Origin of the sequence: Streptomyces sp. NPDC090021, from assembly GCF_044748225.1 — a bacterium.
Taxonomy (GTDB): Bacteria; Actinomycetota; Actinomycetes; order Streptomycetales; family Streptomycetaceae; genus Streptomyces.
The window spans coordinates 25444-45457 of the sequence record NZ_JBIVFO010000034.1; the positions used below are offsets into that span (position 1 = coordinate 25444).

Genomic DNA, 20014 nt, shown 5'->3' on the forward strand with positions numbered 1-20014 from the left:
AGTACGACGAGTGCAGGGGGACGGACGGATGAGCGGTACGGAGACGGGCGTGGCGGCGGACCGGGACGCCCTGGACCCCGCGGGCGGCGCCGCGGGCGAGCGGCTGCGGCGGTGGCGGATGGTGCTCGGCGGGGGAGAGGCCGACGGGACCGGGCACGCGCTGACCGGGCGGGACGCGGCGATGGACGCCGCGCTCGGCGCGCTGTACGGGGGAGGCGGCGAGGCAGGGGCGCGCCGGGCCACGGGGACGGCGCGGTCGGCCGGACTGGGCGGCTCCGCGCCCAACGTGGCCCGCTGGCTCGGGGACATCCGGACGTACTTCCCCAGCTCGGTGGTCCAGGTGATGCAGCGTGACGCGATCGAGCGGCTCGGCCTGTCCGCCCTGCTGCTGGAGCCGGAGATGCTGGAGGCGGTCGAACCCGACGTCCACCTGGTCGGCACCCTGCTCTCCCTGAACAAGGCGATGCCCGAGACGACCAAGGAGACCGCGCGGGCCGTGGTCCGCAAGGTGGTCGAGCAGGTGGAGAAGCGGCTCGCGACCCGTACCCGGGCCACCCTCACCGGCGCGCTCGACCGCTCCGCCCAGATCAGCCGCCCCCGCCACCACGACATCGACTGGGACCGCACGATCCGGGCCAACCTCAAGAACTACCTGCCCGATTACGGCACCGTCGTCCCCGAGCGGCTGATCGGGTACGGCCGGGCGGCGCAGTCGGTGAAGAAGGAGGTGATCCTCTGCATCGACCAGTCGGGTTCGATGGCGGCCTCCGTCGTCTACGCCTCCGTCTTCGGCGCGGTCCTCGCCTCCATGCGCTCGATCGCCACGCGTCTGGTCGTCTTCGACACCGCCGTCGTCGACCTGACCGACCAGCTCGACGATCCGGTCGACGTCCTCTTCGGCACCCAGCTGGGCGGCGGCACCGACATCAACCGCGCCCTCGCCTACTGCCAGTCGAAGATCACCCGGCCCGCCGACACCGTCGTCGTCCTGATCAGCGATCTCTACGAGGGCGGCATACGCAACGAGATGCTGGGGCGCGTCGCGGCGATGAAGGGGGCGGGCGTCGAGTTCGTGACCCTGCTGGCCCTGTCCGACGAGGGAGCCCCGGCCTACGATCGCGAGCACGCCGCGGCTCTCGCCGCGCTCGGCGCTCCGGCCTTCGCCTGCACGCCCGACCTGTTCCCGGAGGTCATGGCCGCGGCGCTGGAGAAGAGGCCTCTGCCGACCCCCTGAGGTTCCTCCGACACGCCCGTCCCGGCACCCTGTGTGAATCGGCGGATCACACGAATTTCCAGTTCAACCGTAAGGCGTTCTGTGACAGGTATCACCGTTCAGGTGTGATCTGCGATTTAGGGCCGCACGCCCCACGGGGATAACCTGCCGGACGGACATGCCGCGTCCACGGTCACCGTGTGCGCCTTCCTAGTGACAGCGCCGTCACGTTGCCCTCCGCGGCACGCCCACGCAGATAGCAGACAACCGCGAATCACTGCGAATCTTTAAAAAGACAAGGGACGGACGCGCGTGGACCTGTTCGAGTACCAGGCGAGGGACCTCTTCGCCAAGCACGGTGTACCGGTGCTGGCCGGTGAAGTCATCGACACGCCTGAGGCGGCTCGCGAGGCCACCGAGCGGCTGGGCGGCAAGTCGGTCGTCAAGGCGCAGGTGAAGGTCGGCGGCCGCGGCAAGGCCGGTGGCGTGAAGCTGGCCGCCACCCCGGACGAGGCCGTCGCCCGCGCGACGGACATCCTGGGCATGGACATCAAGGGCCACACGGTCCACAAGGTGATGATCGCGGAGACCGCTCCCGAGATCGTCGAGGAGTACTACGTCTCGTACCTCCTCGACCGCACCAACCGCACCTTCCTGGCCATGGCCTCGGTCGCGGGCGGCATGGACATCGAGCAGGTCGCCGAGGAGACCCCGGAGAAGCTCGCCAAGGTCCCGGTGAACGCCAACGAGGGCGTGACCATCGAGAAGGCCCGCGAGATCGTCGCCCTGGCGCAGTTCCCCGCCGAGGTCGCCGAGAAGGTCGCCGAGGTCCTCGTGACCCTGTGGGCCACCTTCATCGCCGAGGACGCGCTCCTCGTCGAGGTCAACCCGCTCGCCAAGGTCGCCTCCGGCGAGGTCATCGCCCTCGACGGCAAGGTGTCCCTCGACGAGAACGCCGAGTTCCGTCAGCCGGGTCACGAGGAGTTCGTGGACCACGCCGCCGCGAACCCGCTTGAGGCCGCCGCCAAGGCGAAGAACCTCAACTACGTCAAGCTCGACGGTGAGGTCGGCATCATCGGCAACGGCGCGGGTCTCGTCATGAGCACCCTGGACGTCGTCGCCTACGCCGGCGAGGCGTACAAGTCGGAGAATGGCGGCGGCGTCAAGCCCGCCAACTTCCTGGACATCGGCGGTGGCGCCTCCGCCGCCGTCATGGCCAACGGTCTCGAGATCATCCTCGGGGACCCGGACGTCAAGTCCGTCTTCGTCAACGTCTTCGGTGGCATCACCGCGTGCGACGAGGTCGCCAACGGCATCGTCCAGGCGCTGGCCCTGCTGGAGGAGAAGGGCGAGGCGGTCACCAAGCCGCTCGTCGTCCGTCTCGACGGCAACAACGCCGAGCTGGGTCGCAAGATCCTCTCGGACGCCAACCACCCGCTGGTGCAGCGCGTGGACACCATGGACGGCGCGGCCGACAAGGCCGCCGAGCTCGCGGCTGCGAAGTAAGGGCAGAGGTCACAGACTCACATGGCTATCTTCCTCAACAAGGACAGCAAGGTCATCGTCCAGGGCATGACCGGTGCCACGGGCATGAAGCACACCAAGCTGATGCTGGCTGACGGCACGAACATCGTCGGCGGCGTGAACCCGCGCAAGGCCGGCACCACCGTCGACTTCGACGGCACCGAGGTCCCGGTCTTCGGCTCCGTCGCCGAGGCGATGGAGAAGACGGGCGCCAACGTCTCCGTCCTCTTCGTCCCGCCGGCCTTCGCCAAGGCCGCCGTCGTCGAGGCCATCGACGCCGAGATCCCGCTGGCCGTCGTCATCACCGAGGGCATCGCGGTGCACGACTCCGCCGCCTTCTGGGCGTACGCGACCGCCAAGGGCAACAAGACCCGCATCATCGGCCCGAACTGCCCGGGTCTGATCACCCCCGGCCAGTCCAACGCCGGCATCATCCCGGGCGACATCACCAAGCCCGGCAAGATCGGTCTGGTGTCCAAGTCCGGCACGCTGACCTACCAGATGATGTACGAGCTGCGCGACATCGGCTTCACCTCCGCCGTCGGCATCGGTGGCGACCCGGTCATCGGCACCACGCACATCGACGCCCTGGAGGCCTTCGAGGCCGACCCGGAGACCGAGCTGATCGTCATGATCGGTGAGATCGGCGGCGACGCCGAGGAGCGTGCGGCGGACTTCATCGCGAAGAACGTCACCAAGCCGGTCGTCGGTTACGTCGCGGGCTTCACCGCCCCCGAGGGCAAGACCATGGGCCACGCCGGCGCCATCGTCTCCGGCTCCTCCGGCACCGCGCAGGCCAAGAAGGAGGCCCTTGAGGCCGCCGGCGTCAAGGTCGGCAAGACGCCGACCGAGACCGCCGAGCTCGCTCGCGCGATCCTGAACGCCGCTCAGTAGGCAGCGGCCGTACGGCTGAACGGGCGTGGCCCGCACCCCTCGGGAGTGCGGGCCACGCCCTTTTCCCTACGACGCCTCAGTCGATCCTCGGGGCGATGCGCGCCGGGCCCGCCTCCAGATCGGCGCGCAGCTTGTCGTGCAGTTGCCTGCTCCGTTCGGTGAGCTGCTGGGGGCCACTGAGCGGAGGCACCCCGGACACGCTCTCGCCGGGTGCGATCGGGGGATCGTACCGGGTGGGCGCGGTCGCCGCCGTGTAGGCGGTGGCGACCGTGATCACCGCGGTCAGCCCGAGAGTCGCCCGGTTCCAATGCCGGACGCGCCGCTCGCCGCCGCCGCGGACCGCGGCCGCCGGGCGCGGGTCGAGCGGGAAGGGCGGCCGTAGCGCGCCGAGCCGCTCCCGCAGCGCCGCGGACTGCTTCTCGGCCGGTACGTCGGCCAGTTCGGGGATCCGGGCGGCGAGGTCGGCGTGCGCGTGCAGGATGCGGTTGCCCGCGGCGGGTGTGGTGGCCTCCGCCTCGGCGGCGGTGTCGGGCAGGTCGAGGCCCACGCCGTCGTAGAGCAGGACGACCCGGCGGTGGATCCTGGGCAGCGCGAGCAGGGCGTCGAGCAGGATCCGGTCGGCGGGATCGGCCGGGGGCCGGTCGGGCCTGCGGTGGGCGCGCCGGAAGCGGTGCCAGGGGGAGAGCGCGTACTCGTACGCGATCGCGCGTACCCAGCCCACCGGGTCCGGGTCGGTGGCCACGTCGGGCCACTGGTCCCAGGCGCGGGTGAAGGCACGGTCCACCGCCTCCAGGGCGAGCGCGCGACGGCCCGTGAGCAGGTAGGTCTGCCGGGCGAGGGCGGGCGCGGCCCGCTCGTAGAGGGTGTCGAATGCCTCGGCCGGTCCGGTGGCGGGACGTGTGGCGACCCAGGCCCCGGGCCCGCCGCCGGTGCCCGGGGTGCCGGTGTCGCAGGTGCCGGTGTCGGGGGTGCCGGCAGGCCCGACCGGAACCGCCGGCACGCCCTCGGCCCCGGTCACGGTCTCGGCCCCGGTGTCGGCCCCGGCCCCGGCGCCGGTTCCGGTTCCGGTGTCGGCCCCGGTCCCCGGCGCGACCGCGACGGCCATCAGGACCGGTTCGGCCTCGTCGGTCCGGTCGTCCCGGCCCGGCGGCCCGGTCGCGTCCGCAGCCACCGTCAGCGCGGGCAGCCCGGCCAGCAGGCGCGCGTACACCTCGCGCTTGCGCCCGCGCGGGGTGGTGCGTCCGGACTCCCAGGAACGGATCGTCGCCGCGGCGACTCCCACTGCCCGCGCGATCTCATCGAGTGTCAGTTCCGAGGCTTCGCGCAGTCTTCGGCGCTCGTTCGGGGCGGGCAGGCCCTCGACGTCTCGTGTCATGCCACACTCCCCGCGACCCGGCAGCCCTGAGCGAAAAAGTACATAAGCGTATATTGGGCGACACCACGGACATTCGCCTGTTACCCGTCCCTAGCGCGTGTCGAAGGCACCATGGCGGGGTGACCCAAGTGACCGAACGCGGGACCCGGTTGCCGGGGGCCCCGCGAGCCGGCGTGCGGCGGCGTTCGCCGGCCGCAGCCGCATGCGTGGTGGGCGGCGCCGTCGCCGCCGGGCTCGGGCTCGGCTTCCTCGCCGTGCTCGTCATCGTTCTGTGGATCAGTTCCCCCTATCCCGACAGCGGTCCCGGCGGGGCCCTGCACCTCGCCGCCGGGCTGTGGCTGCTCGCCCACGGGACCGAACTGCTGCGGTACGACACCCTCTCCGGAGTCCCGGCGCCCGTCGGAGTGACGCCCCTGCTGCTCGTCGCACTGCCCGTCCTCCTCCTGCGGCGGGCCGCGCGGCTGGGCGGCGCCTCCGACGAGGAGGACGAGGAGGTGCTGCCCGCGACGGCCGTGTTCTCGGCCGTGCTCTGCGGATACCTCGCCGTCGGGGCCCTCGCGACGGTGTACGCCGCCGGGGGCCCGATGCCCGCCGACCCGATCAGCGCCGCCTGGCACGTTCCGCTGGTCGCCGTGCCGGCCGCGGCCGGCGGCGTGTGGGGGGCCAAGGGCAGGCCGCTCGGACCGCTGCCGAACTGGCTGCCAGGAGGCTTGCGGCGGGGGTTCGTGCGCCCTCGGTACGCGCTGGCGCTGCGGGCGGGCGCGGGCGGGGCCCTGGTGCTCCTGGGCGGCGGGGCGCTGCTCGTCGGCGCCTCGCTCGCCTGGCACGGTGCGCAGGTCCAGACGTCGTTCCTGTCGCTGACCGGGGTGTGGTCGGGCCGGTTCGCGGTCCTGCTGCTCGCGGTCGCACTGCTCCCGAACGCCATGGTCTGGGGGGCGGCCTACGCCCTCGGTCCCGGCTTCGCCCTCGGCGGCGAGGTGACGGCCACGCCGCTCGGCTTCGCGGGCGCGCCCGCGCTGCCCCGGTTCCCGCTGCTGGAGGCGCTCCCGGCCGCGGGGCCGGGTACCCCGCTGACCTGGGCCGCCGCCGGAGTGCCGGTGGTGGCGGGGCTGGCGGTGGGCTGGTTCGCGGTACGCCGGGCCCGCGAGGTGTCGTACGGGGAGACCGCGCTCACGGCGGCCCTCGGGGCGCTGGTGTGCGGCGTGGTGACGGCCGGGCTGGCGGCGGCCTCGGCGGGGCCGCTGGGCTCGCGGCGGCTGGCCGAGTTCGGGCCGGTGTGGTGGGCCACGGGTGCGGCGGCCTTCGCGTGGACGCTGGTACTGGCCGTGCCGGTGGCGGTGGGGGTGCACGCGTGGCGCTACCGCCCGGCCGAGGGGCCGGTCGCGGTGGACGCGGACACCCCGGTGGACGACGGGTGGCACGACAGCGGGGTGCGGGAGATCCGCTGGGAGGCGATGCGGAGGGTGTCGGGGACGCTGGTGCCGGAGATCGTCGCCGAGCCGGTGGCTCCGCCGGTTCCGCCCGAGGGCGCGGCGCCTGCGGTGGCCGCGGTGCCTGCGGTGCCGGCGCGGCGGGCGGTGACCGTGGTGTCCGGGCTGGACCTGGGGCCGGTGGCTCCGCCTGTGGCTCCACCGGTTCCCACCGTGGCTCCGCCGGTCCCGCCCGTGGCCGGGGTGCGGGTGCTTTCCCGGCGGAAGCCGCCTGCCTAGTGCTGTGACCGCAAGGGTTCACCGGGTTGCGGCGCCCGGACACGGCATCTCGCCGCGTTGTCGGACACGCGAGTACATCCGGTACGAGCCGCGGCCCTCCGCCGTGCGATGCACCGCACCGAACACCGCGACCTGGCAAACCTCCACGGCCACAGCACCAGACCTGCCCGGACCGCCCGGTGCGTTGCCGGGTACGGCGCCGTTGCGCGGGCGCCGCACCCGGGCCCCCGCGCCTCGGACACCGGCGGGGCCTCGGACACCGGCGGGGCCGGGAGGACGCGGCGGGAGGACTACTGGCGGACCTGCAGGACCTCGCCGACGAAGTTGTCCGGGAGGAGGGTGTTGCACTGGAGTTCCGCCGCCTTGGTGAGGGCGTCGTCGCGGCACACGTAGAAGTCCTTGTACACGAGCTGCAGTGCGTACGAACTCATGGCCAGCAGGATCGCCAGCGAGGCGGTGACCAGACCGCTCACCGCCGCCGTGCGCTGGGGGCGGGCCGCCGGGCCGAGGGCGTCCAGGCCCCTGGGGGCACCCGGCTCACCGGTCGCCGCCGCCGGCTTGCCGCGCAGCGCGGTGATCCCCCAGTACAGGGCGAGCGCGCCGAGCAGCAGGCCGACCGACGGGATCCCGAAGATCCCGAAGAAGAAGCCCCACATGCCCGCCAGCAGCGCGTAGCGGGCGCGACGCTGGATCGGGTCCGTCGGGTCCCAGCGCGCCGGGCCGCGTTGCCCGCCCGAGTCGCCCGGGCCGTTCCCGTCCCGGTTCCCGCCGTCGCCGTCGCTGCGCGGCTGCCAGGGCTGGTCGGGCCGGCCCTCCGGCGGGGCCGCGAAGGGGTTGTCGTCGGTGGGGGAGTCGGGCTGACGGCGGTCCGGCATCGGGTGTGTTACTTCCCCTGTGTCAGGGACGTCACGAGGACGTCGAGGCGAGGTGAGGTCAGTTTGCGGCTTGTAGGCCAGACGCTACCGCCCGCCCGTCCCCCCGTCCCTCGGGGGCCGTCCGGTGTGCCGGTATCGTTGCAGGCGGTCGGCGGCTTCGTATGGTTCCCCGTATATCGGTACCCCGAAGTTTCGTATGACCACACAAAGACGAACACCGCAATTCCGCGAGAAAGGGCCTCCCATGGCCGCCTCCCGCCTGGTCGTGCTGGTCTCCGGTTCCGGCACCAACCTCCAGGCCCTGCTCGACGCCATCGACTCCCATCCCGGCGGATCCGAGGGCTTCGGTGCCGAAGTCGTCGCCGTGGGAGCCGACCGCGCGGACATCGCCGGCCTGGAGCGGGCGGAGAAGGCCGGGATCCCCACCTTCGTCTGCCCGGTGAAGGAGTACGGGAGCCGTGTCGAGTGGGACGCCGCCCTCACCGCGGCGACCGACGCGTACGCGCCCGACCTCGTCGTGTCGGCCGGGTTCATGAAGATCGTGGGCAAGGAGTTCATCGACCGCTTCGGCGGCCGGTTCATCAACACCCACCCGGCCCTCCTCCCCTCCTTCCCCGGCGCGCACGGCGTACGGGACGCGCTCGCCTACGGTGCGAAGGTCACCGGCTGCACGGTCCACTTCGTGGACAGCGGCGTGGACACCGGTCCGATCATCGCCCAGGGTGTGGTCGAGGTCCGGGACGAGGACGACGAAGCCGCTCTTCATGAGCGCATCAAGGAAGTCGAGCGACAGCTGCTCGTCGATGTCGTGGGGCGCCTGGCCCGGCACGGCTACCGCATTGAGGGACGAAAGGTAACAATCCAGTGACCGCCGCAGACACCGCAGCGAGCAACGACCCGACCACGACCCGGCGGCCGATCCGGCGTGCGCTCATCAGCGTCTACGACAAGACGGGACTGGAGGAGCTGGCCCGCGGCCTGCACGGGGCAGGTGTCGCGCTCGTCTCCACCGGCTCCACCGCCTCGAAGATCGCCGCCGCCGGGGTGCCCGTCACCAAGGTGGAGGAGCTGACCGGCTTCCCCGAGTGCCTGGACGGCCGGGTCAAGACCCTGCACCCGCGCGTGCACGCCGGAATCCTCGCCGACCTGCGCCTGGAGGACCACCGCAACCAGCTCGCCGAGCTGGGCGTGGAGCCCTTCGACCTCGTCGTCGTCAACCTGTACCCGTTCCTGGCCACCGTCCAGTCGGGTGCCACCGAGGACGAGTGCGTCGAGCAGATCGACATCGGCGGTCCGTCGATGGTCCGCGCCGCCGCCAAGAACCACCCGTCGGTCTCCGTGGTCACCAGCCCCGAGCGGTACGCCGACGTCATCGCCGCGGCCCAGGGCGGCGGTTTCGACCTCACCGCGCGCAAGCGGCTGGCGGCCGAGGCCTTCCAGCACACCGCCGCCTACGACGTGGCCGTGGCCTCCTGGTTCACGAACGCGTACGCCCCGGAGGGCGGGGAGGGCGCGCTGCCCGAGTTCCTCGCGGGCGCCTGGGAGCGCAAGGCCACCCTGCGCTACGGCGAGAACCCGCACCAGGCCGCCGCCCTCTACACGGACGGGCAGCCGGGCGGGCTCGCCAACGCCGAGCAGCTGCACGGCAAGGAGATGTCCTTCAACAACTACGTGGACACCGAGGCCGCGCGCCGCGCCGCCTACGACCACGAAGAGCCGTGCGTGGCGATCATCAAGCACGCCAACCCGTGCGGCATCGCCGTCGGCGCGGACGTCGCCGCCGCCCACCGCAAGGCGCACGCCTGCGACCCGCTGTCGGCCTTCGGCGGTGTCATCGCCGTCAACCGCCCGGTGACCGTCGAGCTCGCCGAGCAGGTCGCGGAGATCTTCACCGAGGTCATCGCCGCCCCGGGATACGAGGACGGCGCGGTCGAGATCCTGGCCCGGAAGAAGAACATCCGCGTCCTGAAGGTCGACGGCACCCCGCACCAGCCGGGTGACCTCAAGCCCGTCAGCGGCGGTGCGCTGCTCCAGCAGAGCGACCTCTTCCAGGCCGAGGGCGACGACCCGGCCCACTGGACGCTCGCCACCGGCGAGGCCCTGTCCCCGGCGGAGCTCGCCGAGCTGGCCTTCGCCTGGCGGGCCTGCCGGGCCGTCAAGTCGAACGCGATCCTCCTCGCCAAGGACGGCGCCTCGGTCGGCGTCGGCATGGGCCAGGTCAACCGTGTCGACTCGGCGAAGCTCGCCGTCGAGCGGGCCGGTGCCGAGCGCGCGCAGGGCGCGTACGCCGCGTCCGACGCCTTCTTCCCCTTCCCGGACGGGCTGGAGATCCTGACGGACGCGGGCATCAAGGCCGTGGTCCAGCCGGGTGGTTCGGTCCGTGACGAGCAGGTCGTCGAGGCCGCGCAGAAGGCGGGCGTGACGATGTACTTCACCGGGACCCGGCACTTCTTCCACTGAGTCCGGCCCGGCACGGCGAAGGCCGCGACCCGCAGCAGCGGGTCGCGGCCTTCGCCGTGTGCGGGGCTCCGGCGGGCCCGCTCAGTAGCGCGGGCGGTTGAACCAGGCGCCGGCTTTCGCCAGGCCGACGATGATCGTGATGCCCAGGGCCAGGGAGATCAGCGACGGGATGACACTGATGGCGGTGAGGCCGGCGTCGGAGTTCTCGCTCGCGCCGAGCGCGATCAGGTTGACGAGCACGCCGAAGACGGCGAACAGGCTCTGGAGGGAGCCGTAGACGATGCCCGAGACACGGACGCCGCTGCCGCCCTTCGCCATCTTGGCCGCGGTCAGGATCGGCCACAGCGACAGGCCGATGAACAGGACGCCGATGACCGCACCCACAACGCCGGCTGCGGCCCCCGCCTCGTTCGCGGAGGAACTGCTGGAGCCGGAGAGCGCAACGCCGAGCAGCGCGAAGCCGATGATGGCGAACAGGCCGCCCAGCAGCTGGAGGATGCCCAGGATCCAGAGGATGACCCGGGCCGCCTTCGCGCCGCCGGGCATCTCCATGTGGGGGCCCGGGTAGCCGCCCGGACCACCCGGGTAGCCCTGCGGAGCCTGCTGCGGGTACGCGTAGCCGCCCTGCGGCGGGACGCCCTGGGGGGCCTGCTGGGGGTAGCCGTAGCCGGGCTGGTCCTGCGGCTTCTGTCCGTACGGATTGTGCGGGTCGCCGAAACTCATCTGGGGTGTTCCTCCGTGGAAATGCGGGGACGCACGGCAATGGGCACGGAGGATCCTGCACGGTGCGGTCCGCCCCCCGGCACTGCCCGCGGTACTTCAGTCGTTTCATCGTCGTCCGAGCGGTGATGTCTTGTCCAGCCGGTTGGCGCACGGCCGGTCACTTGTTGTGCAAGTGCAATGAACCCTGCGGTCCTGGGAGCGCCTTGAGTGGAACCATGGCCACCTCATCCGGGAGGATGGAGTCATGACCGCCCAGATTCTCGATGGCAAGGCCACCGCGGCCGCGATCAAGTCCGAACTGACCGCCCGTGTGGCGGCCCTGAAGGCCCGGGGCATCACCCCCGGCCTCGGCACCCTGCTGGTCGGCGACGATCCGGGCAGCCGCTGGTACGTCAACGGCAAGCACAAGGACTGCGCCGAGGTCGGTATCGCCTCCATCCAGCGCGAACTGCCCGCGACGGCCTCCCAGGAGGACATCGAGGAGGTCGTGCGGGAGCTCAACGCCAACCCGCAGTGCACGGGTTACATCGTCCAACTCCCGTTGCCCAAGGGCATCGACACCAACCGGGTCCTGGAACTGATGGACCCGCTGAAGGACGCCGACGGCCTGCACCCCACCTCGCTGGGCCGGCTGGTCCTGAACGAGCCGGGCCCGCTGCCCTGTACCCCGTACGGGATCGTGGAACTGCTGCGCCACCACGGCGTCGAGATCAACGGTGCGCACGTCGTGGTCCTCGGCCGCGGGATCACCGTCGGCCGGTCCATCGGCCTGCTGCTGACCCGCAAGTCCGAGAACGCCACCGTGACGCTGTGCCACACCGGTACGCGCGACCTCTCCGGGCTGCTGCGCCAGGCCGACATCGTCGTCGCCGCGGCCGGTGTCCCGCACCTGGTCAAGCCCGAGGACGTGAAGCCCGGCGCGGCCGTGCTCGACGTCGGCGTCAGCCGCGACGAGGCCGGCAGGATCGTCGGCGATGTGCACCCCGGCGTCGCCGAGGTGGCCGCGTGGATCTCGCCGAACCCCGGCGGTGTCGGCCCGATGACCCGCGCCCAGCTGCTCGTCAACGTCGTCGAGGCGGCGGAGCGGACCGGCAGTGCGAGCTGAGCCGGGTGCCGAGCGCGTGAACGGGAGCGGCGCGGCCAGGTCCCGCCGCTTCCCGTCGGTCACGCGGGACACGGCCCGCCCCGAAGGGAGCGGCCGCGCCGTGCCCGGGGCCGTCTCCACGCCCGCCCGTCAGTGGCCGATGCTCAGCGTGCTCGCCGCGACCGCGGTGGGCCTGCTGACCACGGCGCTCGGGCAGGCCCGGGTCGGCTGCCTGGTGATCGGTGTGGCCCTGATCGCGGCGTCGGCGCTGCGGCGGGTGCTGCCCTCGGTGGGGATGCTCGCGGTGCGCTCCCGCTTCACCGACATGATCACCTACGGGCTGCTGGGCGTGGCGATCACCCTGCTCGCGCTGGTGATGGAACCCCGGCCGTGGCTGGAGGTGCCGTTCCTGGAGAGCGCGGTCCGCTTCACCGTCCGCTGAGTCCGCTGAGTCCGCTGAGTCCGCTGAGTCCGCCGGGTGCGGTGAGGCGCAGCACGCGGCCGTCGCGTGCGGGGTCGAGTTGGTCCGCCGGGCGTCGCCCCCCTGCCCGCGCAGGCCTCGTACACCCTGGTCACCGGCGTCCTCGCGCCGCCGGGTCCGACGCCGTACCGGTCGCCCGCGCGAACGCCTGCGGCCCGTCGGTCGAGGGCCACCGGACGGGGCGGACCATCCGCGTCGAACGATGGTCCGGGGGGCGGTCGCGCCTTCGAACCCGGGGGTCCGTGTGCCACGCACCACAGGGACCCGGGGGTTGGGCCGCGCCCGGGTCGGATAGCCTGACCGCGGATGTCTCTTCACGTCAAGATTTACAGGGGAGCGGCGTCCTCCAGCACATGGGGCAGGGACGCCCCACCGCCAGCTGTCTAACGGAGAAGGCCATGACCCGCACTCCTGTGAATGTCACCGTCACCGGCGCCGCCGGCCAGATCGGCTACGCGCTGCTCTTCCGTATCGCGTCCGGTCACCTGCTCGGCGCCGACGTGCCGGTCAAGCTCCGCCTCCTGGAGATCCCCCAGGGCATGAAGGCCGCCGAGGGCACCGCCATGGAGCTCGACGACTGCGCCTTCCCGCTGCTCAAGGGCATCGACATCTTCGACGACCCGAACAAGGGCTTCGAGGGCGCCAACGTCGCGCTCCTCGTGGGCGCCCGTCCGCGCACCGCGGGCATGGAGCGCGGCGACCTGCTCGCCGCCAACGGCGGCATCTTCAAGCCGCAGGGCCAGGCCATCAACGCGCACGCCGCGGACGACATCAAGGTCCTCGTCGTGGGCAACCCGGCCAACACCAACGCGCTCATCGCGCAGGCCTCCGCCCCGGACGTACCGGCCGAGCGCTTTACCGCGATGACCCGCCTGGACCACAACCGCGCGATCTCGCAGCTCGCCAAGAAGACCGGCGCCGACGTCACCGACATCAAGCGCCTGACCATCTGGGGCAACCACTCGGCGACCCAGTACCCCGACATCTTCCACGCGGAGATCGCCGGCAAGAACGCCGCCGAGGTCGTCAGCGACCAGGCGTGGCTCGCCGACACCTTCATCCCGACCGTCGCCAAGCGCGGCGCCGCGATCATCGACGCCCGTGGCGCCTCCTCCGCCGCCTCGGCCGCCAACGCCGCCATCGACCACGTCCACACCTGGGTCAACGGCACCGCCGAGGGCGACTGGACCTCCATGGGCATCCCGTCGGACGGCTCCTACGGCGTCCCGGCCGGTCTGATCTCCTCCTTCCCCGTCACCTGCAAGGACGGCAGGTACGAGATCGTCCAGGGTCTGGACATCGACGCGTTCTCCCGCACCCGCATCGACGCCTCCGTCAAGGAGCTGTCGGAGGAGCGCGACGCGGTCCGCGAGCTCGGCCTGATCTGATCCGTCACCGCTCGCCGGGCCCCGCGGACACCTCCGCGACCTCGGCGAGCAGGACGCACCCGAAGCGCCCCTGCCCCGACGGCCGGGGCGCTTTGGCGTGATTCCGCCTGTCCTCCGGTGTAGGGGAAATCTAAAGTCGGGCGGTGACCGAGAGTCCGATTCCCCGTCAGCCCGCAGGCGACCTGCAGCACGACCCCCCCGGGCGGCCCTCCGCCCGTCGATCCGGCGGTCAGCGAGGCCGGGCGCTTCCTGTGCGCCGGCACCTACCTCGACGCCGGGTACCGCGACCGGGTCATCGAGGAGCTGTACGTCCACGAGGAGCGGATCGTCGCGCCCTCCTACGGATTCGACGCCTCGCGCGTCCTCGCCCACGCCCTCCGCGCGCGCCGCGGCGAACTCGGCTGGGCCCTGGGCATCCTCGGCGCCTGGTTCGCGGGGTCCCTGCTCACCGGGGGCGCCCTCGCGGTGGTGCTCGTCCCGTTCCTGCTGCTGAGCCTCGCGGGCTGGCTCCGGGCCCGGTCCGGGCTGCTGCCACGGCTGCTGGCCCTCGCCGTACGGATCTACGCCTGGTGGAACCTGGCCGTCATCGTGCTCCTCGTCCTCGGGGTCTGGCTGGCCCTGCTCGGCGCGTTCGGCGACGGGGACGACGGCCCGTTCGCCCTGGGCGCGCTGCTCTTCTCCGGGGGCATCGGCGGACCGGCGGCCGGGCTCGTCCTCGGCTGGGTGCCCGCCGTCTTCGCCGGGGTCGTCACCGTGGTCGGACTCCAGCGCGGCCACGTCGCCCGGACCATCGCCGGAGACCTGAGCCGGGAGCGGTACGCACACCGCGCGTCGGACCCCGCGGAGGCGGACCAGGGCGTACGGTTCGCCCGCGTACGGCAGCGCATCCTCCACGAGCAGCACTCGCCGATGGTCCTGTACGACATCAACGACCCGTTCGTCGGGGCGGGCGAGTCCTACCGCCCCTGGCAGGTGTCCTTCGAGCTGCGCCCCCGCGAGGACCTCGAACCCGGCCGCGCACCGCAGCCCCTCACCAACGACCGCGTCATCGCGGGGATCGTGCCGCTGCTGGAGCGGTTGCGGGTGCCCGCACCGCACGGGTCCCCGCAGGCCGAGGCAGCCGTCATGGACCGCCTGCGCGAGCTGGTCGTCGACAGTTGCGTGTTCCTGCCGGGCGGCGGCCTGGACCACCGCGACGAAGGCCCGCACCTGCGGGCCGACTTCGAGGCGCACCGGGCGGCCGCCGTCGAGGAGGGCGGCGAACGCCGCCGGTACTTCCTGCGCGTCCGCGTCGGAGGCTGGGACGAGAACCTGGTCGTCACCGTGTTCGTACGGGTCCACACCCAGGGCGGGATGATGATGGTGGAGGTGGCGCCGCACGTGCTGCTGCCCGTCCACGTCACCTTCCACAACGCGGACGCGGACGCCCACCGCTACCTGAACAACAGCCGCTTCGGGAAGGCGGTCTGGGCCCTGCGGCACACGCCCGGCTCCTTCACGGCGTCCCTGGTCACCCTGGGCCGCGGCATCGCGAGCTGGTGGCGGATCGCCTCCGGCGGCCACGGCGGCGCCCGCCCGGAGGGGCCGCGCGCCTCGGTGCGCGAACTCGCCGCGCAGGACAACGGCTCGCTGTTCCACCTCATGGACCTCGACCGGTATCTGAAAACCGTTCAGGACCGGATCGTCGCCGGCATCACCGTCGTCCTGGACGAGAACGGCTGGCACACCGAGGCCTTCGCCCGCCGGGCCGACGTCCACATCAACGCGCACTTCGGGGACGTGACCAACAGCGCGATCAGCCTCGGCGGCCGCGGGAACCACAACAGCACACACAGGGGGAATCATGGCAACGGGTGACGGGGGAGCACGGGGAGCACAGGAGCCCACCGTGCGGTTCGGCAACATCCACGGCAGCGCGGTCAGCATCGGCGGCTCCAACAACACGAACACCGTCCACCAGGGCGGTACGGGAGCGGCCGCCCCCGGCGCGGCAGAGCTGCTGGAGGCGGTCCTCTCGCTGCGCGAGGCGCTCGTACGGGAGGCTCCCCGGGGCGCCGACAGGACGGCGCTCGACGCCGAACTGGACGGGGTCGCCGAGCAGCTGGAGGGCACGGACACGATCCGGCCCGGCCTGGTCGGCCGGCTCCGCGCGGCGCTGGAGCGGTGGGCCCCGCTGGTGGAGACGGTGAGCGCGGCCGCTGCCCTGGGCAGCCTGCTCGGCGCGCTGGGGGGCTGAACCGTGGCTCCGGCACAGCCGCCGTCCGGCCCGCGCCGCTGGGACGCGCAGGCGCAGCGCTGGGTGGTGGACCCGGCCCCGGCCGGGCCCGCGTCGGGCGCCGCCGCGGGCCTGCCGCCGCTCCCGCCGCAGCCGCCGACCGCGCCGCCGGCGTACGACCCGCTCGGACCGGTCGGCCAGGCGCCGCCCCCACCCCCGTACGAGGCGCCGCCCGGACCGCCCGGACCGCCTGCCGGGCCCTCCGGCCCGGTGCGCGGCCGGTGGCTTACTCCGGCGACGGCGGGCATCGCCGTCGCCTCCGTCGCGATCGGCGCGGCCGCCGTGTGGTTCGTGGCCCGGGACACGGGCGACGCCGACCGCGCGGGTGAGAAGAACGGGACGGTGACCTCGGGCGCCCCTACGGAGCCCGGCGGTTCCCCGTCACCGTCCCGGTCCGCGCCCACCGGCTCCCCGACCGGGGCCGCTGGCCCGACCGGTACGCCCACCCCCGGCCCGGCCGGCACCGCGGCCGGCGGCGGAGCCCACGAGACCAGGCAGGACACGGCGGGCTTCACCATCGCCGTGCCGGCGGGCTGGGTGCGGGAGGAGCTCAGGGAAGGGGTCTTCTACCGCTCGCCCGACCGGACGGCGCTGATCCAGGTGTTCCGGGTGTCGGAGCCGGAACTGACCCCGCTCGCCGCGGTCAGGCAGGCCTCCACCCACCTCAGGGCCGCCACCCGGGGGTACGAGGAGATCAGCGTCGGCCCGGTCTCCGGTGCCTCCGGTGCCGCGGAGCTGGTCTACCAGTACAACAGCGAGGAGTCGCGCGGGGTGCGGCGCGGGGTCGAACGCGTCCTCGTCGCGGCGGACGGCGGCAAGTGGGCGGTGCTCACCGCCGGCCCGGCCGCCGAGTGGCAGGCCACGCAGGACCACCACGCGGCGGCGCTGGCGGCGTTCCGGCCCGCCGGCTGAGGGCGAACCGGTCCGGGGCCGGGCGGCCGGCCCCGCCGGCCCCGACATGGCCCCGGCCGGTCAGGCCTTGTACATGCCCGGCTTGTAGTGGCCCGGCACCATGCGGGTGGTCACGCCGATGCGGTTCCACACGTTGATCGTCGCGATGACGGCGATCAGCTGGGCCAGTTCGCGCTCCTCGAAGTGCGCCGCGGCCTTCTCGTACACCTCGTCGGGCACGAAGCCGTCGGTCAGGACGGTGACGGCCTCGGTGAACTCGATCGCGGCGAGCTCCTTCTCGGTGTAGAAGTGCCGCGACTCCTCCCAGGCGCCCAGCTGCACGATCCGCTCGACGCTCTCGCCCGCGGCGATCGCGTCCTTGGTGTGCATGTCCAGGCAGAAGGCGCAGTGGTTGATCTGGGAGGCCCGGATCTTGACGAGCTCGACGAGGGACGGCTCCAGGCCCTTCTTGGAGGCGATCTCCAGGGCCAGCACGGCCTTGTAGACCTCGGGGGCGAGCTTCGCCATGTGCATGCGCGGGGTGTGCTCGGGCGCGTGGCCGTGGGTGTGGCTGTGGGTGTGAGAGGGGGTCCGCAGGTTCTCCGCTGTGGTCGTCATGCGCTCCACCCTAGGAGCCGGGCGGCCCGGCGATATGGTCCATATCCATGACGGATCCTTGGGCCACTTTCGGCGCCGACCTGCATCTGGACCTCTCCGCCGGGCGTGGCCTGCGGGCCGGCCTCACCGAGGCCCTGCGCGAGGCCGCGCGCAGCGGGCGGCTGGCCCCCGGCACCCGGCTGCCGTCCTCCCGCACCCTCGCCGCCGACCTGGGCGTCGCCCGCAACACGGTCGCCGAGGCGTACGCCGAACTCGTCGCCGAGGGCTGGCTGACGGCCCGGCAGGGCTCCGGCACCCGGGTCGCCGAACGGGCGCGCCCGCGCCGGCCCGCGACGGCGGCACCCGTACGGCGCCCCGCCCGGAGCGGGCCCGCGTACAGCCTGGTCCCCGGCACCCCGGACCTGGGCGGCTTCCCGCGCACCGGCTGGCTGTCGGCGGCCCGGCGGGCGCTGACCGCCGCCCCGAACGAGGCCTTCGGCTACGCGACCGACGGACGCGGCCGCGTCGAGCTGCGCCGGGCCCTGGCGGGCTATCTGGCGCGGGCCCGCGGCGTGTACGCGGACCCGGACCGGATCGTGCTGTGCTCGGGGTTCCTGCACGGGCTGAAGCTGCTCGCGGCGGTGCTGCGGGCACGGCGGGTGCGGGAGGTCGCGGTCGAGGGGTACGGACTGGACTTCCACCGGGAGGAGCTGGTGCGGGCGGGGCTGCGGACCCGGCCGCTCGGGGTGGACGGCGAGGGAGCCCGTACGGGGGAGCTGACGGCCGCGGCGGGCGCGGTGCTGCTGACCCCGGCGCACCAGTTCCCGACGGGCGCCGCCCTGACCCCGGCCCGGCGGGCCGCCGCGGTCGACTGGGCCCGGACCACCGGCGGGCTGATCCTGGAGGACGACTACGACGGGGAGTTCCGCTACGACCGGCAGCCGGTGGGAGCCCTCCAGGGGCTGGATCCGGACCGGGTGGTGTACCTCGGCACGGCCAGCAAATCGCTCGCCCCGGGGCTGCGGATCGGCTGGATGGTGCTCCCGCCGGGGCTGCCGGAGGAGGTGACCGCGGCGAAGGGGTACACGGACTGGGCCTCCAGCACGCTGGACCAGCTGACGCTGGCGGAGTTCATCGTGTCCGGGGGGTACGACCGGCACGTGCGCGGGATGCGGCTGCGCTACCGGCGGCGGCGGGACGAGCTGGTGGCGGCGGTGGCCGGCCGGGTGGCGGGGATCTCGGGGATCGCGGCGGGCCTGCACGCGGTGCTGGACCTCCCGGCGGGCACGGAGCGGTCGGTGCTGCAGTCGGCGGCCTGGCAGGACCTGGCCCTGCACGGCCTCTCCGCCTTCCGGCACCCGCAGGCCGAGCTCGCTCCGCGGGACGCGCTGGTCGTCGGCTACGGGACCCCGTCGGACAGCGCCTGGTCGCCGACCCTCGCGGCGCTCGCCGCCTCCCTGCCGTGACGGCTCCGCCGGGGGAGGTGGCGCCGGGCCGTCGCGGGGGCTCCGCCCCCGGCCCCCGCGCCTCAAACGCCGGCGGGGCTGAAACAGGACGCGGGGGCTCGGGGGCGGAGCCGCCCCACCGGTGCGGCAGGCGGGAAACCGGGCTCCACTCAGCCAACTGGTGGTGCCGGGGCCGGTGGCGATTTCGGTTCGCCGAAGCGGGACAGGGCCAGGGAGCCGGCCACCGCCACGGCGAAGCCCGTCACCGCCAGCCATGTCAGGCCCTCCCGGGTGCGGTCGCCGAGCCAGACCACGCCCACCACCGCCGGGCCGATCGTCTCGCCGAGCACCAGCCCGGCCGTCGCGACCGTCACCGAGCCGCGCGCCAGCGCCGAGGTGAGGAGCAGGAACCCGGCCGCCCCGCCCAGCAGGAGCGCGTACAGGGCCGGGTTCGCGAGGTCCCACGGTGAGTCGATGAGCCGTACCGAGACCTCCACCACGCCGAATCCCGTACCCGCGCCCAGGCCGAGGACCAGGGCCCGCGGCCCGTCCGGCAGTCCGCCCGCGACCGCGCCGACCAGCAACACCAGCACCGCCACCCCCAGCAGCCCCAGCTTCAGCGCCAGGGAACCCGTCCCGCTGCCCTCCTCCCCCGCGGAGAGCCCCAGCATCAGCAGCCCCAGGCACACCACGCCCACCGCGCACCACTCCGCCGGGGACAACCGCACCGCCATCAGCCGTGACGCCGCCACCGCCGTCACGGCCAGACTGGCGGCCAGCGCGGCCCCGACCACGTAGATCGGAACGTGACGCAGCGCGATGATCTGCAGGACGAATCCGGCCCCGTCCAGGCCGAGGCCGAGCAGATAGCGCCACTGCCGGGCGGCCCGCAGGAACAGCGCCGCGTCCACCCCGGACCCGCTGCCCGGCTCCACCGCCCGTGTCGCGAGGGCCTGCAGCACGGACGCCGTACCGAAGCAGACCGCCGCACCCAGCGAGCAAAGCATCCCAATCAGCACGAAAGGACTCTAGGTCACGGATCTCACGACGGCCGGATTCCATCGGCCGGGGGCCCCGTTC

18 protein-coding genes are annotated in these 20014 nt (G+C 73.2%); 13 read left to right on the top strand and 5 right to left on the bottom strand.

Annotated elements, in window-relative coordinates; genetic code table 11:
* Positions 1-28 precede the first annotated feature (28 nt).
* The 3 genes from ACIPXC_RS25360 (at position 29) to sucD (ending at position 3631) form a co-directional block, all read left to right on the top strand.
* The gene (locus tag ACIPXC_RS25360; protein WP_401622470.1) at positions 29-1234 is read left to right on the top strand and encodes a VWA domain-containing protein; all 1206 of its coding nucleotides are present in this window, start codon (positions 29-31) and stop codon (positions 1232-1234) included.
* Between the two features lie 291 nt (positions 1235-1525).
* Entirely contained in the window at positions 1526-2719 is a 1194-nt protein-coding gene (gene sucC / locus ACIPXC_RS25365; RefSeq protein WP_401622472.1) for an ADP-forming succinate--CoA ligase subunit beta, read from the top strand.
* Between the two features lie 21 nt (positions 2720-2740).
* The gene (sucD, locus tag ACIPXC_RS25370; RefSeq protein ID WP_030764277.1) at positions 2741-3631 is read left to right on the top strand and encodes a succinate--CoA ligase subunit alpha; all 891 of its coding nucleotides are present in this window, start codon (positions 2741-2743) and stop codon (positions 3629-3631) included.
* Positions 3632-3707: 76 nt separating this feature from the next.
* On the opposite strand, the gene ACIPXC_RS25375 is transcribed toward sucD, so the two are convergent.
* Positions 3708-5006: a helix-turn-helix domain-containing protein gene (locus ACIPXC_RS25375; protein ID WP_401622475.1), complete on the bottom strand. Its 1299-nt coding sequence runs from the start codon at positions 5004-5006 to the stop codon at positions 3708-3710.
* Positions 5007-5125: 119 nt separating this feature from the next.
* Between ACIPXC_RS25375 and ACIPXC_RS25380 the strand changes: the two genes are divergently transcribed.
* On the top strand, positions 5126-6715 hold the full coding sequence (locus ACIPXC_RS25380; protein WP_401622478.1) for a DUF6350 family protein: 1590 nt from the start codon (positions 5126-5128) through the stop codon (positions 6713-6715).
* Positions 6716-7005: 290 nt separating this feature from the next.
* On the opposite strand, the gene ACIPXC_RS25385 is transcribed toward ACIPXC_RS25380, so the two are convergent.
* Entirely contained in the window at positions 7006-7590 is a 585-nt protein-coding gene (locus ACIPXC_RS25385; protein WP_401622481.1) for a hypothetical protein, read from the bottom strand.
* A gap of 244 nt (positions 7591-7834) precedes the next feature.
* Here ACIPXC_RS25385 and purN point away from each other — a divergent pair, with 244 nt between their 5' ends.
* On the top strand, positions 7835-8458 hold the full coding sequence (gene purN / locus ACIPXC_RS25390; RefSeq protein WP_401622484.1) for a phosphoribosylglycinamide formyltransferase: 624 nt from the start codon (positions 7835-7837) through the stop codon (positions 8456-8458).
* Positions 8455-10050: a bifunctional phosphoribosylaminoimidazolecarboxamide formyltransferase/IMP cyclohydrolase gene (gene purH / locus ACIPXC_RS25395; protein ID WP_401622487.1), complete on the top strand. Its 1596-nt coding sequence runs from the start codon at positions 8455-8457 to the stop codon at positions 10048-10050. Before purN ends, purH begins: the two co-directional genes overlap by 4 nt.
* 81 nt (positions 10051-10131) lie before the next feature.
* On the opposite strand, the gene ACIPXC_RS25400 is transcribed toward purH, so the two are convergent.
* On the bottom strand, positions 10132-10773 hold the full coding sequence (locus tag ACIPXC_RS25400) for a hypothetical protein (protein WP_401622490.1): 642 nt from the start codon (positions 10771-10773) through the stop codon (positions 10132-10134).
* A 244-nt stretch (positions 10774-11017) separates the two neighbouring features.
* Here ACIPXC_RS25400 and ACIPXC_RS25405 point away from each other — a divergent pair, with 244 nt between their 5' ends.
* The 6 genes from ACIPXC_RS25405 (at position 11018) to ACIPXC_RS25430 (ending at position 16913) form a co-directional block, all read left to right on the top strand.
* Positions 11018-11878 carry a bifunctional methylenetetrahydrofolate dehydrogenase/methenyltetrahydrofolate cyclohydrolase gene (locus ACIPXC_RS25405; RefSeq protein ID WP_401622493.1) on the top strand — a complete coding sequence of 287 codons (861 nt, stop codon included), beginning with the start codon at positions 11018-11020 and terminating at the stop codon, positions 11876-11878.
* Between the two features lie 16 nt (positions 11879-11894).
* The gene (locus ACIPXC_RS25410; RefSeq protein WP_401622496.1) at positions 11895-12299 is read left to right on the top strand and encodes a DUF3017 domain-containing protein; all 405 of its coding nucleotides are present in this window, start codon (positions 11895-11897) and stop codon (positions 12297-12299) included.
* Between the two features lie 437 nt (positions 12300-12736).
* Positions 12737-13726 carry a malate dehydrogenase gene (locus tag ACIPXC_RS25415; RefSeq protein ID WP_401622500.1) on the top strand — a complete coding sequence of 330 codons (990 nt, stop codon included), beginning with the start codon at positions 12737-12739 and terminating at the stop codon, positions 13724-13726.
* A 468-nt stretch (positions 13727-14194) separates the two neighbouring features.
* Positions 14195-15583, top strand: coding sequence for a hypothetical protein (locus tag ACIPXC_RS25420; protein ID WP_401622503.1), 1389 nt, complete (start codon positions 14195-14197; stop codon positions 15581-15583).
* A gap of 31 nt (positions 15584-15614) precedes the next feature.
* Positions 15615-15962, top strand: a complete 348-nt coding sequence (locus ACIPXC_RS25425; RefSeq protein WP_401622506.1) for a hypothetical protein — start codon at positions 15615-15617, stop codon at positions 15960-15962.
* Positions 15963-15965: 3 nt separating this feature from the next.
* Positions 15966-16913, top strand: coding sequence for a hypothetical protein (locus ACIPXC_RS25430; RefSeq protein WP_401622509.1), 948 nt, complete (start codon positions 15966-15968; stop codon positions 16911-16913).
* A gap of 60 nt (positions 16914-16973) precedes the next feature.
* Here the strand turns inward: ACIPXC_RS25430 and ACIPXC_RS25435 are convergent, their stop codons facing one another.
* Positions 16974-17510 (bottom strand): carboxymuconolactone decarboxylase family protein, encoded by a 537-nt coding sequence (locus ACIPXC_RS25435; RefSeq protein ID WP_401622512.1) that lies wholly within the window; start codon positions 17508-17510, stop codon positions 16974-16976.
* Positions 17511-17557: 47 nt separating this feature from the next.
* On the opposite strand from ACIPXC_RS25435, the gene ACIPXC_RS25440 reads away from it, so the two are divergent.
* Entirely contained in the window at positions 17558-18955 is a 1398-nt protein-coding gene (locus ACIPXC_RS25440; RefSeq protein WP_401622515.1) for a PLP-dependent aminotransferase family protein, read from the top strand.
* A gap of 149 nt (positions 18956-19104) precedes the next feature.
* Here ACIPXC_RS25440 and ACIPXC_RS25445 read toward each other — a convergent pair whose 3' ends face one another.
* Positions 19105-19953 (bottom strand): hypothetical protein, encoded by an 849-nt coding sequence (locus tag ACIPXC_RS25445; RefSeq protein ID WP_401622518.1) that lies wholly within the window; start codon positions 19951-19953, stop codon positions 19105-19107.
* Positions 19954-20014 lie beyond the last annotated feature (61 nt).